The organism is Larkinella rosea (assembly GCF_003858635.1).
GTDB lineage: Bacteria > Bacteroidota > Bacteroidia > Cytophagales > Spirosomataceae > Larkinella > Larkinella rosea.
In genome coordinates this window covers 1,248,357-1,267,016 of sequence record NZ_RQJO01000008.1, presented here as the reverse complement: position 1 = coordinate 1,267,016, position 18,660 = coordinate 1,248,357, and the positions used below count along the sequence as shown (strand labels likewise).

General features: G+C 51.1%; 20 protein-coding genes and 1 tRNA gene. 8 read left to right on the top strand and 13 right to left on the bottom strand.

Going from position 1 to position 18,660, the window contains the following annotated elements; translation table 11 throughout:
• Positions 1-173 precede the first annotated feature (173 nt).
• The 5 genes from EHT25_RS14015 to EHT25_RS13995 form a co-directional block, all read right to left on the bottom strand.
• Complete coding sequence (locus EHT25_RS14015) at positions 174-842, bottom strand: TetR/AcrR family transcriptional regulator (protein WP_124875475.1); 669 nt, start codon at positions 840-842, stop codon at positions 174-176.
• A gap of 102 nt (positions 843-944) precedes the next feature.
• Entirely contained in the window at positions 945-1,205 is a 261-nt protein-coding gene (locus EHT25_RS14010; protein ID WP_124875473.1) for a GlsB/YeaQ/YmgE family stress response membrane protein, read from the bottom strand.
• Positions 1,206-1,375: 170 nt separating this feature from the next.
• Positions 1,376-2,128, bottom strand: a complete 753-nt coding sequence (locus tag EHT25_RS14005; protein ID WP_124875471.1) for a succinate dehydrogenase/fumarate reductase iron-sulfur subunit — start codon at positions 2,126-2,128, stop codon at positions 1,376-1,378.
• Between the two features lie 62 nt (positions 2,129-2,190).
• A complete protein-coding gene (locus EHT25_RS14000; RefSeq protein ID WP_124876124.1) occupies positions 2,191-4,128 on the bottom strand; it encodes a fumarate reductase/succinate dehydrogenase flavoprotein subunit in 1,938 nt (645 codons plus the stop codon).
• Between the two features lie 77 nt (positions 4,129-4,205).
• Positions 4,206-4,940, bottom strand: coding sequence for a succinate dehydrogenase cytochrome b subunit (locus EHT25_RS13995; RefSeq protein ID WP_124875469.1), 735 nt, complete (start codon positions 4,938-4,940; stop codon positions 4,206-4,208).
• A 226-nt stretch (positions 4,941-5,166) separates the two neighbouring features.
• Between EHT25_RS13995 and EHT25_RS13990 the strand changes: the two genes are divergently transcribed.
• The 3 genes from EHT25_RS13990 (at position 5,167) to EHT25_RS13980 (ending at position 6,846) form a co-directional block, all read left to right on the top strand.
• Positions 5,167-5,559: a thiol-disulfide oxidoreductase DCC family protein gene (locus EHT25_RS13990; RefSeq protein ID WP_124875467.1), complete on the top strand. Its 393-nt coding sequence runs from the start codon at positions 5,167-5,169 to the stop codon at positions 5,557-5,559.
• Between the two features lie 158 nt (positions 5,560-5,717).
• On the top strand, positions 5,718-6,632 hold the full coding sequence (gene fabD, locus EHT25_RS13985) for an ACP S-malonyltransferase (RefSeq protein WP_124875465.1): 915 nt from the start codon (positions 5,718-5,720) through the stop codon (positions 6,630-6,632).
• Between the two features lie 143 nt (positions 6,633-6,775).
• Positions 6,776-6,846 (top strand) — tRNA-Gln (locus EHT25_RS13980).
• A gap of 195 nt (positions 6,847-7,041) precedes the next feature.
• Here the strand turns inward: EHT25_RS13980 and EHT25_RS13975 are convergent.
• The 5 genes from EHT25_RS13975 to EHT25_RS13955 all read right to left on the bottom strand — a co-directional run bounded on the left by EHT25_RS13975 (position 7,042) and on the right by EHT25_RS13955 (position 11,813).
• Entirely contained in the window at positions 7,042-7,581 is a 540-nt protein-coding gene (locus EHT25_RS13975; RefSeq protein WP_124875463.1) for a T9SS type A sorting domain-containing protein, read from the bottom strand.
• Between the two features lie 10 nt (positions 7,582-7,591).
• Positions 7,592-9,226 (bottom strand): TMF family protein, encoded by a 1,635-nt coding sequence (locus EHT25_RS13970; protein WP_229311532.1) that lies wholly within the window; start codon positions 9,224-9,226, stop codon positions 7,592-7,594.
• A 377-nt stretch (positions 9,227-9,603) separates the two neighbouring features.
• Positions 9,604-9,966 carry a hypothetical protein gene (locus EHT25_RS13965; RefSeq protein WP_124875461.1) on the bottom strand — a complete coding sequence of 121 codons (363 nt, stop codon included), beginning with the start codon at positions 9,964-9,966 and terminating at the stop codon, positions 9,604-9,606.
• On the bottom strand, positions 9,953-10,429 hold the full coding sequence (locus EHT25_RS13960; protein ID WP_124875459.1) for a Panacea domain-containing protein: 477 nt from the start codon (positions 10,427-10,429) through the stop codon (positions 9,953-9,955). Before EHT25_RS13960 ends, EHT25_RS13965 begins: the two co-directional genes overlap by 14 nt.
• A 145-nt stretch (positions 10,430-10,574) precedes the next feature.
• Positions 10,575-11,813, bottom strand: coding sequence for a serine hydrolase domain-containing protein (locus EHT25_RS13955; protein ID WP_124875457.1), 1,239 nt, complete (start codon positions 11,811-11,813; stop codon positions 10,575-10,577).
• Between the two features lie 433 nt (positions 11,814-12,246).
• Between EHT25_RS13955 and EHT25_RS13950 the strand changes: the two genes are divergently transcribed.
• A complete protein-coding gene (locus EHT25_RS13950; RefSeq protein ID WP_124875455.1) occupies positions 12,247-13,059 on the top strand; it encodes a type III pantothenate kinase in 813 nt (270 codons plus the stop codon).
• Between the two features lie 8 nt (positions 13,060-13,067).
• Here the strand turns inward: EHT25_RS13950 and EHT25_RS13945 are convergent, their stop codons facing one another.
• Positions 13,068-13,241, bottom strand: coding sequence for a type II toxin-antitoxin system antitoxin (locus EHT25_RS13945; protein WP_124875453.1), 174 nt, complete (start codon positions 13,239-13,241; stop codon positions 13,068-13,070).
• Between the two features lie 73 nt (positions 13,242-13,314).
• On the bottom strand, positions 13,315-14,166 hold the full coding sequence (locus EHT25_RS13940) for an SPFH domain-containing protein (protein WP_124875451.1): 852 nt from the start codon (positions 14,164-14,166) through the stop codon (positions 13,315-13,317).
• Positions 14,167-14,369: 203 nt separating this feature from the next.
• Between EHT25_RS13940 and lysS the strand changes: the two genes are divergently transcribed.
• From lysS to EHT25_RS13920, 4 genes are all read left to right on the top strand, one after another.
• On the top strand, positions 14,370-16,100 hold the full coding sequence (gene lysS, locus EHT25_RS13935) for a lysine--tRNA ligase (RefSeq protein WP_124875449.1): 1,731 nt from the start codon (positions 14,370-14,372) through the stop codon (positions 16,098-16,100).
• A gap of 115 nt (positions 16,101-16,215) precedes the next feature.
• Entirely contained in the window at positions 16,216-16,800 is a 585-nt protein-coding gene (locus EHT25_RS13930; protein ID WP_124875447.1) for a Crp/Fnr family transcriptional regulator, read from the top strand.
• Positions 16,801-16,903: 103 nt separating this feature from the next.
• Positions 16,904-17,740 carry a DUF2306 domain-containing protein gene (locus EHT25_RS13925; protein ID WP_124875445.1) on the top strand — a complete coding sequence of 279 codons (837 nt, stop codon included), beginning with the start codon at positions 16,904-16,906 and terminating at the stop codon, positions 17,738-17,740.
• A 48-nt stretch (positions 17,741-17,788) separates the two neighbouring features.
• Positions 17,789-18,250, top strand: a complete 462-nt coding sequence (locus EHT25_RS13920; RefSeq protein ID WP_124875443.1) for a 3-oxoacyl-ACP synthase — start codon at positions 17,789-17,791, stop codon at positions 18,248-18,250.
• A 145-nt stretch (positions 18,251-18,395) separates the two neighbouring features.
• Here the strand turns inward: EHT25_RS13920 and EHT25_RS13915 are convergent, their stop codons facing one another.
• Positions 18,396-18,602: a cold-shock protein gene (locus tag EHT25_RS13915; RefSeq protein WP_124875441.1), complete on the bottom strand. Its 207-nt coding sequence runs from the start codon at positions 18,600-18,602 to the stop codon at positions 18,396-18,398.
• Between the last annotated feature and the right edge of the window lie 58 nt (positions 18,603-18,660).

The following is an 18,660-nucleotide window of genomic DNA, read 5'->3' as shown; positions in this document are numbered from 1 at the left end:
CATCAGACCGAGCCGGACAGTTGCAAAACCGGAAGCACCGATTTTCACACGCAGCCTGGTCAATTTATATAATCAGGTTGTATTCAATTATTTCAACGAAACTAAAAATCCGATCATCAGGTGGATTAAGTGATACCTGATGACCGGCGTAAACAGAGAAAATGGAGCAATGATCACCAATACGTAGACGGAACGCCCGTCTTATGGACTTCCAGGGATACTTCGTTTGATTGAACAGCCATGCGGTTTAATGCAGTATAAATAACCCGAACGGCTTCCTCGATCCGATGCCAGCCCGCTTCGGTTGTTAAATTGATTCCGATCATGGTCCGGTTGCTTTTCGATAGCAGGGTCAGATACGACATAGCGCCGGTCATAATGGCCGAAACCGCCTGAAAATCAGCCCCTTTAATATAAGCCAGCTGATCGACCATTCGCGTCAGTTCTTCGTCATAAGCGGCACTTGCTTCCGTGGCCATCTGGCTTTCTTCGGCCACCGTTGCTTTCAGAACCTGAAAAGCCGCCGGAAATTGCCGGAAAAACCGGTAAGTGTGAACCAGTTGTTTATACCAAAGTTTGGACAGATCATTCTCGTGAACCGGGCGAAGTTGCTCGAGAGTCGCCGGACTGAGTAGCGGAAATAACCGTCCCATTTTAATGTAATGGGTCAGCAACCCATCCAGACCACCGAAGTAGCGGTATATCAGCACTTTACTGACACCCGCTTTCTCAGAAATCCGGTTAATACCAATCCCGTCAATGCCTTTTTCTGCAATAACCTCTTCCAGTGCATTGATAATTCGCTGCGAAGTCTGTGCGCGATTACGTTTGATTTTTTCCATGGGTAAAGATTGTTAGCTTTCAGTCACTAATCAGACGCAAGTCGTTGCAAAAAGTCACATAAACGTTACAAAAATCTGCGAAAACGACTTAAAATAAGTTGATTAGCTGCTTTGTCTGCTTTTGACGAGGGCTACAATTCCTAAAATAACCAATGCACCCAGGAAGGCCGTCGTGATCCGGGCCGGTAGTTCGGGCAGCCCCAGCATAACCTGTAAGTCGTTGCCTAACAACCAGCTACCGACAAAGCTGCCGGCGATCCCCAACAGAATCTGAATCCAGATTGAAAACGAAAACCGCTTGAAAACCAGGTCGGCCAGCCACCCGGCAACGGCACCGACTAAAATTGTAACCAGAATTCCCATGACTTCAGCGAGTGTGTAATGATAAGATGAGTTGTTTTTACAGGAGGACTGTTATCCAGACGCAGGAATGGCGCTGAAGTCACATTTAATTTTATAATTTTCTTAAATCGGTAACAAAAAAAGCCCGGCCATGTGGGCCGGGCGTTCCAACGAGTAAGTTGTAGTCTACCTTATACGTTATTTGATGCCAATTTTGCACCCAGATATTCTCGGTTCAAACGGGCGATGTGATCCAGTGAAATGGATTTCGGGCATTCCACGGAACAGGCGCCCGTGAATGAACAGGCTCCGAAACCTTCGGCGTCCATTTGGGCTACCATGCGCTCGGCCCGCAACTGGTGCTCGGCATGACCTTGCGGCAAAACCGCCAGTTGAGAAACCTTGGCCGCCGTAAACAACATCGCCGATGCGTTTTTACAGGCGGCAACGCAGGCTCCACAGCCAATACACTGGGCCGCATCCATCGCTTCATCCGCAATTTCGCGCGGAATCAGGATATCGTTGGCATCCGGTGCGGAACCTGTGTTCACCGACACATATCCACCGGCCTGGATAATCCGATCGAAAGCTTCACGATCGACCACCAAATCCTTGATTACGGGAAAAGCCCGCGCCCGCCAGGGTTCCACCACGATGGTATCGCCGTCGTTGAAACTCCGCATGTGTAACTGGCAGGTGGTTGTACCGGTTTCCGGACCGTGGGGCCGTCCATTGATGTACATCGAGCACATGCCGCAGATTCCCTCGCGACAGTCGTGATCGAACGCAACCGGTTCTTCCCCTTTGTGGGATAATTCTTCGTTCAAAACGTCGAACATTTCCAGAAAAGACATATCCGGCGAAACATCCGACAGTTTGTAATCCACCATTTTGCCTGGTGTTTGGCTATTTTTTTGTCTCCAGACTTTTAAGGCAATATTCATTTCGTATGACGTCTGAGCCTAAGGTTTAAAACGTTAAACGTTGAACCTTAAACGGTTAACCCTTATTTATAACTCCGTTGTGTCAGCTTCACAGTTTCAAACTTCAGCATCTCCTTGTGTAGCTTTTCCGGTTGATTCGGGCCTTTGTATTCCCAGGCGGCTACATACGTATAATGCTCGTCGTCGCGTTTGGCTTCACCATCTTCGGTCGAGAACTCTTCCCGGAAATGGCCTCCGCAGGATTCATTCCGGTTCAGCGCATCGTCGACCATTAGTTCGCCCAGTTCGATGAAGTCGGCCACGCGGGAAGCCTGTTCCAGCGCGGGATTTAGCTCCATGTCACTGCCCGTCAACCGCAGATTAGTCCAGAACTCCTTCCGCAGTTCCTGAATGAGTTTTTTGGCTTTTGTCAACCCTTCCGCATTCCGCGCCATTCCGCAGTACTCCCACATGATGTGGCCCAGTTGCCGGTGGAATTCTTCAGCGGTTTTATCGCCTTTAATCGACAACATGCGCGAAATCGTGTCATTCACGGTTTGCTCGGCATCCTTAAAAGCGGGATGCGTCGTCGGGATTTTATCGGCCGGACCAATCGTTGCGAGGTAATCACCCAGCGTATAGGGAATAACGAAATAACCGTCGGCCAGCCCCTGCATCAGTGCCGAAGCACCCAGCCGGTTGGCTCCGTGATCGGAGAAGTTAGCCTCGCCCAGGGCATACAGGCCCGGAACGTTCGTCATCAGGTTATAATCGACCCACAAACCGCCCATCGTGTAGTGAACGGCGGGGTAAATTTTCATCGGTGTTTCGTACGGGTCTTCGTCCACGATTTTCTCGTACATCTCGAAAAGGTTGCCATACTTGGCTTCAATCACCTTTTTGCTGTCGCGTTTGATGGCATCGGCAAAGTCGAGATAAACCGCCAGACCCGAGGCCGCAACGCCCCGGCCTTCGTCGCAGACGTTTTTCGCATTCCGCGAAGCCACGTCGCGCGGCACCAGGTTTCCGAACGACGGATACCGGCGTTCCAGGAAATAATCGCGGTCTTCTTCCTTAATATCTTTCGCCTTGATTTCACCTTTGCGAACCCGCTCGGCAATTTCTTCCGTTTTCGGTACCCAAACCCGGCCATCGTTCCGCAGCGACTCCGACATCAGTGTGAGTTTCGACTGGTATTTTCCTTTGACCGGAATACAGGTGGGGTGAATCTGGGTGAAGCACGGATTGGCCATCAACGCCCCTTTTTTGTGGGCCCGCCAGGCGGCTGTCACATTAGATCCCATCGCGTTGGTCGACAGGTAAAAAACGTTGCCGTAACCGCCCGTACACAGCAAAACCGCATGTGCCGAGTGGGATTCGATTTTACCGGTAACCAGGTTGCGGGTGATGATACCACGGGCTTTACCGCCTTCGATGACGAGATCCAGCATTTCGGTGCGCGGGAAGAGTTTCACTTTCCCGTTGGCAACCTGACGACTCAGCGCACTGTAAGCCCCCAGCAGCAACTGCTGGCCGGTTTGGCCCCGCGCGTAGAACGTCCGTGATACCTGCGACCCCCCAAACGACCGGTTTGCCAATGCTCCGCCGTATTCACGGGCGAAGGGAACTCCCTGAGCGACACACTGGTCGATGATATTGACGCTTACTTCGGCCAGTCGGTGAACGTTGCTTTCGCGAGCCCGGTAGTCACCGCCTTTGATGGTGTCGTAGAACAACCGGAAAACGCTGTCGCCGTCATTCTGGTAATTTTTAGCCGCGTTAATACCGCCCTGAGCCGCAATGCTGTGCGCCCGGCGGGGGCTATCCTGAAAGCAGAACGCCTTGACGTTGTAGCCCAGTTCACCCAGGGCAGCCGCTGCCGACGCTCCGGCCAGACCGGTTCCGACAACGATAACTTCGTATTTCCGTTTATTAGCCGGGTTTACCAGCTTCAGGTTGAATTTATGTTTCGCCCACTTTTCAGCCAGGGGGCCTTCCGGAGCTTTTGAGTCCAGCTTGATTCCGGTTTCTTGCTCTTCTAGTACGTCGATCATAGACAGATACGGTTCAATTCTACTTCGATAAAACCCTGTTCTGATTAAAAAAGAATGTGGTGCACTTTCAGGTAAATGAAAACCGGCATGGCGGCAAACAAGGCCGGAATGACGACGCCAAATCCGTAGGTACCCACAAATTCGATAAGCGGGGAGTATTTTTTATGGCGCAGTCCCAACGTCTGGAAACCGCTTTGAAAACCGTGTACCAGGTGAAACGACAAAGCCACCATCGACAGAACATACAAGGCTACATACCAGAGGTACGAGAACGCAAAGGTCGTTACTGCATACAGGTTCTTGATCGGTTCACCGTCGTACGTCACTTCCGGAATCGATCCCGCCGTAATGGTTTCGCCATTCAGAACGACCGGCCCGAAGTGCATCGTATACCAGAATGTCCGCATGTGAATGATGATGAAAATAAGGATGATAGTCCCTAAAATCCCCATATTCCGCGAGGTCCAGTGGCTGTTGGCTTCCGGTTTCTCGTACGCGTATTTAATGGGACGTGAAGCCTGGTTGTGCCGCGTCAGCGCCAGCGCCATCAGGGCATGAACGATAATGGAGGAGTACAGCAGGTAGGAAATCGTTTTGATGACCGGATTGTGGGTCATAAAATAGCTGTACTCATTGAAGGACTGGCCTTCATCGCCTTTGAACAATTGCAGGTTCCCAACCAGGTGAACAATCAGGAACGAGCACAAAAACAGCCCCGTCAGCGACATGACAACTTTGCGACCGAGGGAGCTGGAAAGTGTTGTTGTTACCCAAGACATATAGCGTAATCAAAAAAAAATGTGTAGTAAACCGGCTTGAAAATTAACCAATTCGTAGAGGTCAAAACTACAGCACAAAGCAATTCGAACCAAAAAAACCCCGCTTTTTTACGCTTATTTGGAATCAATAAAAGGTTGCGGTCTTCCTCTACCTGGTAACATATCAATCGCTTATTCTGTTCTGGTAGTGACTGGAAAGAATAGGATTATTTTAAGCAATGTCCGGATGGAAATTATCGTCTTTGATGGCGTCTGTAATTTATGCAATGGAGCGGTCAATTTCATCATCGACCATGACCCGAAAAACCGCTTCCGGTTTGTGGCGCTTCAATCCGAAACCGGTCAGGAACTCCTGAACCGCTACCCGTCCGCCAACGGCCCGGTCGACAGTATTGTATTGATCCGAAACGGGCAGTCGTTTGTCAAGTCTGATGCCGCTCTGGCGATTGCCCGGTGCCTGAGCGGAGTCTGGCCGGTTTTGACCATTTTCAGAATTATCCCCCGGTTTCTGCGCGATGCGGTATACGACCTGATTGCCCGAAACCGCTACCGGTTTTTCGGTAAACAGGATGCCTGTCGCCTTCCTACTCCCGAGTTAAGAGCGCGTTTTCTGGAATAAAACCGCTGAAACTGTTAGCTTTGTCGCCCAACATTCTTAAAGATTCCTGAACTGGGATTACGCGGATTAAAGGATTAACTATGATTATCTTTTATATCCTCTTAATCCTTTAATCCGCGTAATCCCAGTTCAAGACGGTCCAAGAGACAATTACGATCATGAAAAAAGCCTATATTTTCCCCGGCCAGGGGGCGCAGTTCACCGGCATGGGGCTGGGATTGTACCAGCAATCCGAAAAAGCAAAATACCTCTTCGAGCAGGCCAATCACATCCTCGGCTTTGAGATCACAAGGGTGATGTTTGAAGGTACCGAGGACGAGTTGAAACAGACGAATGTGACGCAACCCGCCATTTTTCTACATTCCGTTATTCTGGCCCAAACCGTTGCGGACTTTGCACCGGATCGGTTCGACGTTTCGATGGTGGCCGGGCATTCGCTGGGTGAGTTTTCGGCCCTGGTCGCGGCCGGAGCGCTGTCGTTTGAAGACGGTTTGCGGCTGGTGGCGCAGCGAGCCCGTGCCATGCAGAAAGCCTGTGAGTTAAATCCCTCGACGATGGCGGCCGTTCTTGGGCTACCGGACGAAGCGATTGAGCAAATCTGTCTGGAAGTGGCGAAGGAGTCAAAATTTACGGAAGTCGTAATTCCGGCTAACTACAACTGTCCGGGTCAGGTTGTCATTTCGGGAACGCTCGAGGGGGTTCGCCAGGCGGGCGAAAAACTGAAAGCTGCCGGTGCCAAACGGGTTCTGCCGTTGCAGGTAGGTGGCGCTTTTCATTCGCCATTGATGGAACCGGCCCGCGAAGAACTGGCGCACGCCATTCAAACGACGCCGTTTAGTCAGCCGCGCTGCCCGATTTACCAGAATGTGAACGCCAAACCGGCTACGGATGTCGAAGTCATCAAAACGAATCTGATTGCCCAACTCACCGCTCCGGTTCGCTGGACACAATCCGTTGAAGCGATGGGCGCTGATGGCGCTACGGTTTTTGTGGAATGCGGACCGGGAAAAGTCCTCCAGGGGTTGGTAAAAAAAATAATTTCAACCGCTGAAACGCAGGGCGTAGCGAGTTAAGAATTGAGAGTAACGAGTTAAGAATTAATGCATTCGGCACTTCTTAACTCGTTACTCCTGATCGCATGAGCATCCCCGTCTTAACTTTTTTCTGCATCTTCTTGCTTTTTTTAGCGCGGGAACGCTATCTTTGCACTCGCAATTGCCGGGTCGTCTAAGGGTAGGACGACAGATTTTGGTTCTGTTTGTGAGGGTTCGAATCCTTCCCCGGCAACTGACAAAAACAAAAAACCGCTAATTCTTCACGAATTAGCGGTTTTTTGTTTTTATGTTTACCCGAAATCAACGGTTCTACCCGGTTCGGGTTACTCCTGAAATAGCCGCGGCAGAGAGCGCACATCTACACTCCCTGCCGACTCCCATCACCCAATGGAGAATACAACGGCCAATAGGATGCTGTCCTTCGTATCTATTTCTTAATCAGTTTCAACGTACGGGTCAGCGAGCCCGTCCGCAACTGATACAGATAGACGCCCGGCAACAGATTCGCTCCCTCGATCCGGGTCTGGTGCCGACCGGGACTCTGGTCTTCCGCATCTTCCGACTGGCGCAGCACTTTTCCTTTCACATCCATCAGTTTGTGGCTGATTCGCCCGCCCATCGGGAGAGTGTATTCGACAGTCGTCTGATCCACAAAGGGATTCGGATACGCCCGGGCCGACAAACCCGGACGATCAACTGCCAGGGCTGACGGGACGACTTCGATAGTGGCCGTGACGACGGAACCCGCCTGCGCCAGAAAACCGGGTTGAAAGGTGACGGATTTCCCCGCCGTGTAAAGGGCGGTTCCTCCCGGCTGTACGGTATGGATGGCTACAATGGACTCGGTGGCTTTTTGATCGCTGATAACACCCGACGTCACCTCGTTATGCAGGGTAAGTTGTCGGGAATAGTCCTGAGCGAGAAGCGGGCCGCTGATTAGCATCAGGAGTACTAGATATCGTTTCATGAAATGGCTCTTAATGGTTGATTTTTGCTTGTAATTCCGTCACTTGGTCCTTCATCTGTTTATTCTGCTGGCGAATTGCCTCCAGTTCTTTCCGCTGCTCGATCAGGTACAGCGTCAGTTCTTCGATTTTTTCGAGGAGTTTGGCGTCCATTTTGCCCAGATCGACGCCCTTTTCGACTACTTCAGCCGCTGAAGGCACACCCGGCAGATGACCGGTTTGGTTGATGTGCTGTTCGACTTCGCTCAAACTTCTCAGCTTATAGCCTTTCTCAAACACTTTGTCGCTCCAGTCGTCCGTAGTTTTCACGGCTACTTTTACTTTTTCGGTCAATACACCATCCGCCACGTAGAGCCGGTACCCCGCCGGAGTTTTGCTGACGCCACTGCCGATAATCACCCCGCCTTCGTTCGTATTCTGGAGATTGTTGCCACTGGTTTGCCACAAAGTCGATTCGGCACTTTCACGCGCCGAACTGCCCGGACTTCCCAATACGACATCGCCTTTTTCGTTGACGGTCAGGAATTTGGTCTGTTTCAGCAAGCTGGCAGGAGAGCTACTGGTCAGGTTGGTAAACCGCAAGCCGGATTGATTTACACCAATCTGGGTGATTTCCAGGCGGTTGCCGGGAGCCGAGTTGCCAATACCGACATTAGCGTCATTTCCCAGAATAACCGAGTTCGAGACGGTTGCCTTCGCATTGTACCCCAGCACTGTGACATTGGACAGGTTGGATTCGGAAGGTACGTTGGCATTTTGCCCCACAAACGTGTTATTGGAACCGGTCAGGCTATTGGAACCGGCCTGATAGCCCACAAACGTATTCGACGATGACTGGTTGCTGTAACCGGCCTGATACCCCACCGCCGTATTCTGCGACCCGATTTTGTTGACGAACCCGGCATAATGGCCGTTGTATACGTTATACTTACCCGAGGTGTTGCCATATCCGGCGGCCACGCCCGAAAAGACGTTGGCATCTCCTATCGTGTTGTTATACCCCGCCTGATGGCCCAGAAAGACGTTATCATTGCCAATGGTGTTGCCTTTCCCGGTTTCAAAACCGATGAAGGTGTTTTCGTACCCCGTGTTGTTGTTATACCCCGATTGATAGCCCATGAATACATTGTAGCGACCGATCGTGCTCAGATACCCCGCCATATGACCAATGTAAATATTGGCATTCCCGGTGGTGGTGCCATGCCCGGCGCCGTAACCGAAAAAGTTATTGTAAGCCCCGGAAGTGTTTGAATAGCCCGATTGGTAGCCCACAAATGTATTGACAACTCCGTTTGAGTTACTGTAACCGGCTAAAGCACCGATGAAGGTATTGGAACTCCCATTGGTGTTGTAGAGCCCTGCTTCTTTGCCGATGAAGGTATTGGCAAAACCGGTTGTGGTAAACCGCCCGGCATCGACGCCGTTGAAGGTGTTCCAGGTGCCGGAGGTCAGAACCAGACCCGCGTTGTAACCGGTGATGGTGTTTCGGTCGCCAGTGATGGGGCCTGCAGCGCCCGCGCCGGGGCCCACCAGCGTATTATAGGTACCGGGCGTGTTGGAATTGGATTTGTTCGCTACGTAATTGCCCTGAGCCAGCAGGCCGGTGGGGAGTAGCATCAGAAAGCAGAGGTGGTGTGGTTTAAGCATAAAAGTTTGATCATTAATACAGTTATTTGTTACACTGGTCAGACTGATGACGGTGCAAATATCCCGTTTCTGCCGGCCAAAGAAATCACCGAAATCCGTGATTTGCTGTCACTGAATTCCGTGATTTTTACCGTCGGAAGGGGTTTTACCTGGTTTCAAATGCGGTTTTTACAAAGGATGCAATTGTCTCCCGGATGTTATTTTTTTCGTCTGGTGCGTTGAGGCAATCGAAGAAGGAAGTTGAAACAGCCGATCAAATCCCGGCGGTTTTCCTGAAATAAAGGATGCTGCGTTTTCGGAGGCAGAAATGGGACGGGTAAACAAAAAACCGGGCGATCAGATTCAGACCTGATCACCCGGTTTAGTCCAAACGAGTGTTATTTACCCGGAAATAAATACTTCGTCACAATGACAAAAAAAGCCGTCACATTGATTGTGGTAGAACCGATCAGGGCAATCGTAACGGCCTGAGGAATATCGAGCAAATGGAGTCCTTCGAGAACAATGATGCCCAGAATCACGAACAGCCACATGACCACCATCCAGAAAATCCGCTGGGCAAATTTCTTCCGCTCCTGAATGTCCTGCGTTAGCCCCAGCAACCGGGTCCGGCGTTCTTCCTTGTCGTACTGCTCGAATTCGTTTTGGGAAAGGCCACTGTTGAGCGGATTCGTTGCCGAAGATTCGATCAGTTTGCGAAAGACATCTTTCGCCTTTTCGCTCTCTTCATTCTCCGGCATCACGTCTGATAATTTCGGTGAAATAGTCTTTGATTAGCTCATTGTCGATGGGTTCCTGGTCGATGGTGCCATCGTGATTCCGGCTGACCGACTGAAACCAGGGCGAGCCTTCGACGTGGGTCCAGTTGGATAGCTGAATGGCGTTGTAATCTTTGGCAATATCCCAGGCAAAATTGATGGAATCCTGCGCCTGCGGGTCGAGTTCATCGTCCCAGTCGCTCTGCGGAACGGGCGTCGTAATGGGGTTATTCCCAAATCGTTTGAAGCGGGTATAGACATCGGGAATTACCGGCCCGTACGACCACGCCTGTACCTTTTCGGCGATCAGCGGTTTTTCGTGACGGGCCAGATGCAACCCGTGCGCCATGTAGATGAGCTTTTGCAGCTTCATCGGCGTCAACGGTCGCCCTTCGGCGATGCCCTTGTTGATAAACTGTCTGGCAACTAGCAATGCCGGGTACATAAGTTCGTATCTATTGTTTACTTTAACCAGGTTGTTTTGCTCTTCATAACGTCAATTTCGTCTGCGAAACAATCCTCAACTGCTGAAAATCAATAAGTAAAGATACAACGAACCGATCGAATTTCCACCCTTTTTTCGGGCCGAATCAGTGCGGTTCGGTGTGTTCCAGCGTCAATTCACCGGCGTTCTTCCGACCGGTTTTCATCTGCCGGGTTAGCGTATACGCCCGCGCCAGATAAGTAACAATATCCGTACCGTCGTCACTCGGAAAATTGCCCCGCGAATGGTGCAGCGCATTGACGAATAAAACCGCTATGACCTCGTTGGGAAACCGCATCCAGACTGTTCGTACGCCCTGATATTGAGTCAGTTTTAAAAACCACCAACCGTCGTGGTACTGGATGGCACCGTCGGGAACCGTGCCCGCAAACGTACCCAGCCGGTTATTGAATAAGGTATCTTTCCAGGCCGTTGTCAACACGCGCTGGTCGGTGGTCGACAGGACCGTGGCAAATAATTTTCCGGCTTCCGAGGGTGTCAGGTGCCAGCCATACGCTCCGACTACATTGGTAAAATTACCGGGATTCCAGCCCGCGACGCCGGTATACGGATACGAATAGGAATACGTCGGATCGCCCGTCGGCTGGTTGGCAATGACGTTGTTGATACCCACTTTTTCAAAAACGTTTTTCTGGACATATTCCATAAACCGCTGCTGGGTTTGCTGATCGTCGGTGACGTCGTTGCCGGAAAATTGGTAGCCTAAAATGCCCGGAATCAACACTCTGAACAGTCCGAAATTGGCGTTCTGGTAACAGTAATTCCCCCGGTTTGCGGTTTTGACGCCCTGCTGAATCAGTTGCTTGAAACCCAGCCAGTTATTCTCGGAAAAAGCGCCATTGACGCAGTTGTTACCCAAACCGATGATGCCGCTGCGGTGAGTCATCAAATCCCGGAACGTGATCCGGCTGATGTTTTCGCCTTTTACCCAGGCGGGTGGCAAATACGGCAAAATCCGATCGGTGGTTTGAATGCCCTTCTCCGCAGCCAGATGCAGAAATGCCATCGTCGCAATGGTTTTGCTCATGCTGGCGATGTGCATTTTGGTGTCGAGTGTAAACGCTTTCTCGCCTTCGGGTTCACTGGCTCTGGACTTCAAACCGCCACTGCCCGACGATCGCACGGCACCGTTTTCCAGAATCACAAAACCGTATCCGACTTTTTTGGCTTTCAGTGAGTCGTTAAGTGCTTTCCCAAAATAATCAAACCAGGTTTGCGGTTTGGCGGGCGTAACCGCGTCGTCACTCTTCTGGCAACCGTTCACGACAAACATCAGCAAACCGATGCCCGCCAACTGATAGATTAGTTTGTTTACCTCAGCCATTGATCCTCAGAAATCAGTAGTTCAAAGGTAACAGATCTGCCGAATTAGCCAATAAAAGAAGCGTTACCGCTTTTCTCCACGAAAAGCGGGTAAAATCCGGTTGTAAAGCGATCAAAAACACAAGAAAAACGGCCGCTGTTAAAACCGTTATAGCCTTTGGGAGAAATTTGATAGCGCCTGCAGCACCTGCCGTTTTCCTTTGACTTCCCGGAAAATAAACCCTCCTGGCTCAAAACCCTGTTTCGGATGCGAATCGGTTGGTCTCAGGACCAAACTCACCCGGATTAGGCTCCATTAAAGGACACGAAAGTGACTCAAAAAGCACCGATCACACCGGTGCTTTTTGATTTAGGCTGCTGACGAAAATTTACAGTAGTTTTGAACCGTCGTTTCGTACTATCTTTGCAACTTTTACTGAACGATCATACCCCTTATGTTCCTCGCCGTCGACGCAGGCAATTCCGATACCGTTTTTGGTTTATACGATCAGCAGCAATGGCGGCACGTCTGGCGGACGCGCTCGTTGCTCGAAGAACCGATGGCTTTTCACATTACGGACCGATCGGTTGGCGATGCGGTTCCGGCCGAACAAGATCGGTACGAACGACTGCTGCGGCTGTGGTTTCTGGAAGCCGGTATTCCGATCAGTGCGATTCAGAAAATGGTGATCAGTAGCGTCGTGCCGGAACTGACACCCACGTTGCGAACGACGCTCACCCGGCTTTTTGGTCAGGAGCCGGTCGTGGTCGGCCCGGCCATTTACCATGCCTTGCCGTTGCAGATTCTGCGGCCTTATGCCATTGGTACCGATCTGGTTGCCAACGCGATGGCGGCTCATTTACGCTACAAAAAAAATTGCGTGGTGATCGATTTTGGCACGGCACTAACCTTCACAACGGTTTCTGCCAAGGGCCAGATGCTTGGCGTCGCCATCGCGCCGGGACTAAAAACCGCCGTACGTTCGTTGTTTTCCACCACCGCCCAACTGCCCGAAGTACCGCTGGTGATGCCCGAGTCGGCGTTGGGAACGAGCACCGCCCACGCCATTCAGGCGGGTGTGGTATTGGGCTACGAAGGTCTGGTCCGATCGCTCATCGACCGCATCCGGGCCGAACTGAAAGGAGACTGCATTGCCATAGCGACCGGAGGTATGGCAACGGCGATTCCGACACTGAGTGCTGATTTTGTGGAGATAATCCCCAATCTTACCCTCGACGGTATTCGGGAAATTGGCCTGCGCGTCTAACCTACGCACTATTCGCCTTTTTCCCCGGAGCCGGTTCCTTTCTTCCGCTTTTTCAACGCTTCATTGAGGATAAATTCAATCTGACCGTTCACGCTGCGAAACTCTTCCTGCGCCCAGCGTTCGAGTTCCTTCAGCGTTTCGGGGTTGATCCGTAACACAAATGCTTTTTTCTCCGCAGCCATAAGCGAAACAATGGACAATTAATAATGAACAGCATGCGTCAGCCATTCATTGTTCATTATTAATTATTCATTCTTAATTATAAAGAGTTCCCGCGTTGACGACCGGGCTGACGGATTTTTCTCCGCACAACACCACCAGTAAGTTGCTGACCATGGCGGCTTTGCGTTCTTCATCCAGCGTAACTACATCTTTTTCGGCGAGTCGGGCCAACGCCATTTCCACCATTCCGACAGCGCCTTCCACGATCAGTTTCCGGGCCGACACCACCGCGCTGGCCTGCTGACGTTGCAGCATGGCACCGGCGATTTCGGGCGCGTAGGCCAGGTGACTGATCCGGGCTTCGAGAATGTCGACACCGGCGCGTTCCAGCCGCTCGTTCAATTCCTGCTCCAGCAACACGTTGATCTTGCCGGTGCTATCGCGGAGGGTCACGGTGGCGTCTTCATCTTCCATCGTGTCGTAGGCGCAGGTGCTGGCCAAATGCCGCACGGCTGCTTCGGACTGAATCTGGACAAACAGGTGATAATCATCGACTTCAAACAGAGCTTTGGCACTATCGGCCACCTGCCAGACGACCACAGCGGCAATTTCGATCGGGTTACCGGTTTTGTCGTTCACCTTGAGGGTTTGACCGTTCAGATTGCGGGCGCGGAGACTGATCTTCTTCTTACGGTACAGCGGATTCACCCAGCGAAGTCCGGTCTGTTTCATGGTTCCCGTATAATCGCCAAAAAACGTGGTGACCACGGCTTCTTTGGGGTTGATCACGGCGAGGCCGCTCATGATGATAATAGAAGCCAGGAACGAAATGATTCCGAGCGCAATGGCATCGACGGCAATACCGTAGGCGGCAACTCCGAGGAGAATCAGGGCTATGAGCAACAGGACATAGCCGGAAAGGGAGGTAAGGTTCTTTTCAATCATGGCGATTTATGATATTATTTTGATAGCACAATAGTAGCAATTATTTCAATTTCCTGCCGCTATTTTTTTGATAAACGGTTACAAATTTTGATAGGAACGCGGATTAGACGGATTATCACGGATAAAGTAATCCGTTCGAATCGGTTCAATCCGTTAAATCCGTGTTCCGATCCACTATATTTGCAACTCTTTTTAAAATCAAGATGATACTGAGCGAACAGGAGATCAACCGGCGCAACAAGCGCGAGGAACTCATGCGGATGGGCATCGACCCGTATCCCGCCGAATTATTCGAGGTCAACGTCACCGCGGCCGACATTCATAAAAATTACGAACGGAATAAAACCGACTATAAAAGCATTTCCATCGCCGGGCGGCTGATGGGTTTTCGGATCATGGGCTCGGCTTCATTTGCGGAGTTGCAGGACGCTACGGGTCGGATTCAACTCTATTTCCGGCGCGACGACCTGTGTCCCGATGAAGACAAAACGCTCTACAACACGGTTTTCAAGAAATTGCTGGACATCGGAGATATCATCGGCGTCAAAGGATACGTCTTCACGACCCAAACCGGCGAAATCTCCATCCACGTTACCGAGTTCAAATTGCTGACCAAATCGCTGCATCCGCTGCCGGTTGTCAAGGAAGTGGTGGACGAACAGGGCAATAAGCACGTTTACGACGCCTTTTCCGATCCGGAACAACGGTATCGTCAGCGGTACGTGGACATGATTGTCAATCCGGAAGTGCGGCACACGTTTGTTCAACGGACCAAACTGGTCAATTCGATCCGGACGTTTCTGGCCAACCACGGGTATCTGGAAGTGGAAACGCCGATTCTGCAACCGATTCACGGGGGCGCGGCTGCCCGGCCATTCCGCACGCACCACAATACGCTCGACATGACGCTTTACCTGCGGATTGCCAACGAGCTGTATCTGAAGCGGTTGATCGTTGGTGGTTACGATGGCGTGTTCGAATTTGCGAAGGATTTCCGCAACGAAGGCATGAGCCGGTTTCACAATCCGGAGTTCACACAGGTCGAGTTGTACGTTGCCTACAAGGACTACAACTGGATGATGGACCTGATCGAAGAGATGGTCGAGAAAATTGCGATGGATTTGCACGGCACGACCGAACTGCCGGTGGGTGATAAAATCATCAACTTCCAGCGCCCCTGGAAACGACTGACGATGTTTGAATCCATTCAGGAATATACTGGTGTCGATGTGTCGGAAATGGGCGAAGACGAACTGCGTCAGGTGGCCGAAAACCGGGGCATCAAAACCGATAGTTCAATGGGTAAATCGAAACTCATCGACGAACTGTTTGGCGAAGCCGTCGAAGCCAATCTGATTCAGCCGACGTTCATTACGGATTATCCGGTCGAAATGTCGCCCCTGACCAAGAAACACCGGAGCAAACCGGGCTTGGTAGAGCGGTTTGAGGCCATTTGCAACGGCAAGGAAATTGCCAACGCCTATTCGGAGCTGAACGATCCGCTCGACCAACGCGCCCGGTTTGAAGAACAACTCGAACTGGCGAAACGGGGCGACGAGGAAGCGATGGCGATGGACGAAGACTTCCTGCGCGCCCTCGAATACGGCATGCCACCCACAGCGGGCGTCGGTTTGGGCATCGACCGGCTGGCGATGATCATGACCAACCAGCCATCGATTCAGGATGTGCTGTTTTTCCCGCAAATGCGGCCCGAAAAGAAACTGGAACTGTCGACCGATGCCGACTACGAACAGTTGGGCATTCCGGCGGGCTGGATTCCGGCCCTGCAGAAGATGGGTTTCCAGCACGTCAACCAATTGGCTGGGGCCAATGCCAACAAGATTTTCAACGATCTGGGCGGCATGCGGAAGAAACTGAAACTGGATGTAACGATGCCGACGCTGGATCAGGTAAAAAGCTGGACGGGACAGTGATAAAAACCCAGTTTCTATCGTCTGAAATATGGGAAGTAAAAAGAGCGAAACTGACTCAAAACCGGGTCGGTTTCGCTATTTTTACTCACTGGGCTACCGGTTTATATCTTTCAGCATGGAACATTACTACCAACGGTTTTTCAGTTATGTCGCCGAGATTTTAATTTTGCCCGAAGCCGACAAGTGGTCGATCCGGCACTTATTCAAACCGGTTTTCGTCCCCAAAGACACGATCATCGAATCGGCAGGAGAAGTGCCTAAATACCATAACTTTATCGTTTCGGGGTATATGAGGAACTTCCACCTGGATAAAGACAATAGCGAAATCACGACCGATCTCAACGATGGTTCCCGGTTTTTTACGTCGTATTTCCATTTTATGAACCGCACGGTTTCCAACGAAAACCTGCACTGCATTACGGATTGTGAACTGCTTCGGATCAGCCGGGATGACGTAGACGTTGGAGCCGGGCGCAGTAGTACGCAGAAAGATTACACGATTCAGATTCTGCAAAAACACCTCGAAGAGGACAAAAGACGCATCAACGCCCTGGCCACGCTGACGGCAGAAGATCGGTATCGCAACTTTCTTGACGAAAAACCCACCATCATCAGACATGTACCGTTGCGTTATGTGGCCTCGTATCTGGGGATTACGCAGCGGCATCTGAGCCGACTCAGGAGAGAGTTTGGCCCGTAGCGCCTACCCCGGAATAAAACCGCTCATCCGTATTGGACATTTGTCTAATCACCAAAGAAAGGTGCCGCCTTAAGTTTGAGCAAAACTTAACGTCCTTTCTGCCATGATAACAACTACCGATGAGCGCCTGCCCGACAAAGCAACTCCGCCTTATACAACCCGGCTCCTGATCCTCTCCGCCAGCGCCTGGTTCGTGGTGGCGACGATAGGTCAATGGCTCTTTGGAATCTACATTCTCCTGTTTTATGGAAAATCTACTCTTACGGGCGATTTTGAAAAGTGGAATAACGTCTTGCCGCATGGGTACGTTGAAGGCGACTGGGTAGGAAATACTGTCGTAGGGATGCACATTTTGCTGGCTGCCATCCTGGTGGTTGGCGGTCCCCTGCAACTGATCCCAGCGATGCGTCAACATTTGCCCCGTTTTCACCGCTGGCTCGGCAGAACCTACGTTACCACGGCTATCGTAGTCAGTACTGCAGGTCTGCTGATGGTCTGGACGCGCCGTGGTGAAGGCAGTAGTATCCAGCACATCAGCATCAGCATTCAGGCGATTTACATTATAGTGTTTGCCTTACTCACCATCCGATACGCAAGAGCCCGGCAATTCACCAGGCATCGGGAATGGGCATTGCGGCTGTTCCTGGTGGTCAATGGCGTCTGGTTTTTCCGGGTAGGTCTGATGGGCTGGATACTGGTCAACGGTGGCCCGGTCGGTTTTGATCCCAAAACGTTTACCGGCCCGTTTCTCACCGCCCTTTCGATCGTTACCTATGCCATTCCGGTTTCGCTGCTGGTGCTGGAGCTGTATTTTCAGGCCCGGCAAAAGCAGAATAAGGCCTTCAGTCTTTTCACATCGGCACTCATTTTTCTGTGTACCGTCATCACCGGTATCGGGATTTTTGGGGCAACGATGGGCTTATGGCTACCCAGGCTGTGAAAGAACATCAACTTTCCTGTAATTTAGGCGCGTGATACCAAACCGCCCATGATCGATTACGTCCCGATTAAGCAGACTCTTTTCGACCGATGTCAACAGTACGTTGAGCAACGCATCGAAACGGCCAAAACCGCCATGGAAGCAGCCCAGTCGGCGGCCAATGAAGAATCGAAAAGCAGTGCGGGCGATAAATACGAAACCGGTCGGGCCATGGCGCAGATCGAGCGCGACCGCCACGCCCAGCAATTGGCCGAAGCCCATAAGCTTCAGCAGGAACTGAGTCGGATCGACGTCGGGAAAACCTATTCGATCGTTCAGCCGGGAAGTCTGGTGATCACGAGTCAAGGGAATTATTTCATTGCTATCAGCGCCGGCAAACTGACGGTCGACCAAACCGACTACTTCGCGGTTTCGGCTGCGTCGCCCATTGCTGTCCGGTTGAGCCACGCCAAACCGAATGACGAAGTGGTTTTCAATGGAAAACCGATCCGGATTGTTGAGATTAGATGAAAGACGTAAGACAAGAGAGGAAAGACCAGCTGATCTGTGAGCGTTTTTTGTCTCTACTCACCTGTCTCATCTCCCACTGCTCTTAAAAACAACAAAAACCCCGGTCATGCGATCGGGGTTTTTATGTTTTTGAAGAAGTTGTTTCTCAATAGGCTCCTTCCAGTTTTTTTACCTTAACGGCATTGAGGCCTTTTTTCCCTTCGATTACTTCGAAAGAGACCCGGTCTGTTTCCCGAATAGTAGTACCATTCAGGCCAGTAATGTGCACGAAAATGTCACGGTTCGTATCATCTTCGACGATGAACCCGTAGCCTTTGCTCTCGTTGAAAAATTTGACAACACCTGTTTGCATAGAACTTAAAAAATTAAAAATAAAACATTACTGACTGGAGTATTCTTAACAAAAGTCT

Excerpts from the sequence above, each read along its gene's own strand:
- EHT25_RS13995 (WP_124875469.1), bottom strand. The coding sequence starts at position 4,940 with ATGTCTTGGGTAACAACAACACTTTCCAGCTCCCTCGGTCGCAAAGTT.
- lysS (WP_124875449.1), top strand. The coding sequence starts at position 14,370 with ATGATACTGAGCGAACAGGAGATCAACCGGCGCAACAAGCGCGAGGAA.
- EHT25_RS13990 (WP_124875467.1), top strand. The coding sequence starts at position 5,167 with ATGGAAATTATCGTCTTTGATGGCGTCTGTAATTTATGCAATGGAGCG.
- EHT25_RS13930 (WP_124875447.1), top strand. The coding sequence starts at position 16,216 with ATGGAACATTACTACCAACGGTTTTTCAGTTATGTCGCCGAGATTTTA.
- EHT25_RS13925 (WP_124875445.1), top strand. The coding sequence starts at position 16,904 with ATGATAACAACTACCGATGAGCGCCTGCCCGACAAAGCAACTCCGCCT.
- EHT25_RS13975 (WP_124875463.1), bottom strand. The coding sequence starts at position 7,581 with ATGAAACGATATCTAGTACTCCTGATGCTAATCAGCGGCCCGCTTCTC.
- EHT25_RS14005 (WP_124875471.1), bottom strand. The coding sequence starts at position 2,128 with ATGAATATTGCCTTAAAAGTCTGGAGACAAAAAAATAGCCAAACACCA.
- EHT25_RS13955 (WP_124875457.1), bottom strand. The coding sequence starts at position 11,813 with ATGGCTGAGGTAAACAAACTAATCTATCAGTTGGCGGGCATCGGTTTG.
- EHT25_RS13960 (WP_124875459.1), bottom strand. The coding sequence starts at position 10,429 with ATGTACCCGGCATTGCTAGTTGCCAGACAGTTTATCAACAAGGGCATC.
- EHT25_RS13965 (WP_124875461.1), bottom strand. The coding sequence starts at position 9,966 with ATGCCGGAGAATGAAGAGAGCGAAAAGGCGAAAGATGTCTTTCGCAAA.
- fabD (WP_124875465.1), top strand. The coding sequence starts at position 5,718 with ATGAAAAAAGCCTATATTTTCCCCGGCCAGGGGGCGCAGTTCACCGGC.
- EHT25_RS13970 (WP_229311532.1), bottom strand. The coding sequence starts at position 9,226 with ATGCTTAAACCACACCACCTCTGCTTTCTGATGCTACTCCCCACCGGC.
- EHT25_RS13920 (WP_124875443.1), top strand. The coding sequence starts at position 17,789 with ATGATCGATTACGTCCCGATTAAGCAGACTCTTTTCGACCGATGTCAA.
- EHT25_RS13950 (WP_124875455.1), top strand. The coding sequence starts at position 12,247 with ATGTTCCTCGCCGTCGACGCAGGCAATTCCGATACCGTTTTTGGTTTA.
- EHT25_RS13940 (WP_124875451.1), bottom strand. The coding sequence starts at position 14,166 with ATGATTGAAAAGAACCTTACCTCCCTTTCCGGCTATGTCCTGTTGCTC.
- EHT25_RS13945 (WP_124875453.1), bottom strand. The coding sequence starts at position 13,241 with ATGGCTGCGGAGAAAAAAGCATTTGTGTTACGGATCAACCCCGAAACG.
- EHT25_RS14010 (WP_124875473.1), bottom strand. The coding sequence starts at position 1,205 with ATGGGAATTCTGGTTACAATTTTAGTCGGTGCCGTTGCCGGGTGGCTG.
- EHT25_RS13915 (WP_124875441.1), bottom strand. The coding sequence starts at position 18,602 with ATGCAAACAGGTGTTGTCAAATTTTTCAACGAGAGCAAAGGCTACGGG.
- EHT25_RS14015 (WP_124875475.1), bottom strand. The coding sequence starts at position 842 with ATGGAAAAAATCAAACGTAATCGCGCACAGACTTCGCAGCGAATTATC.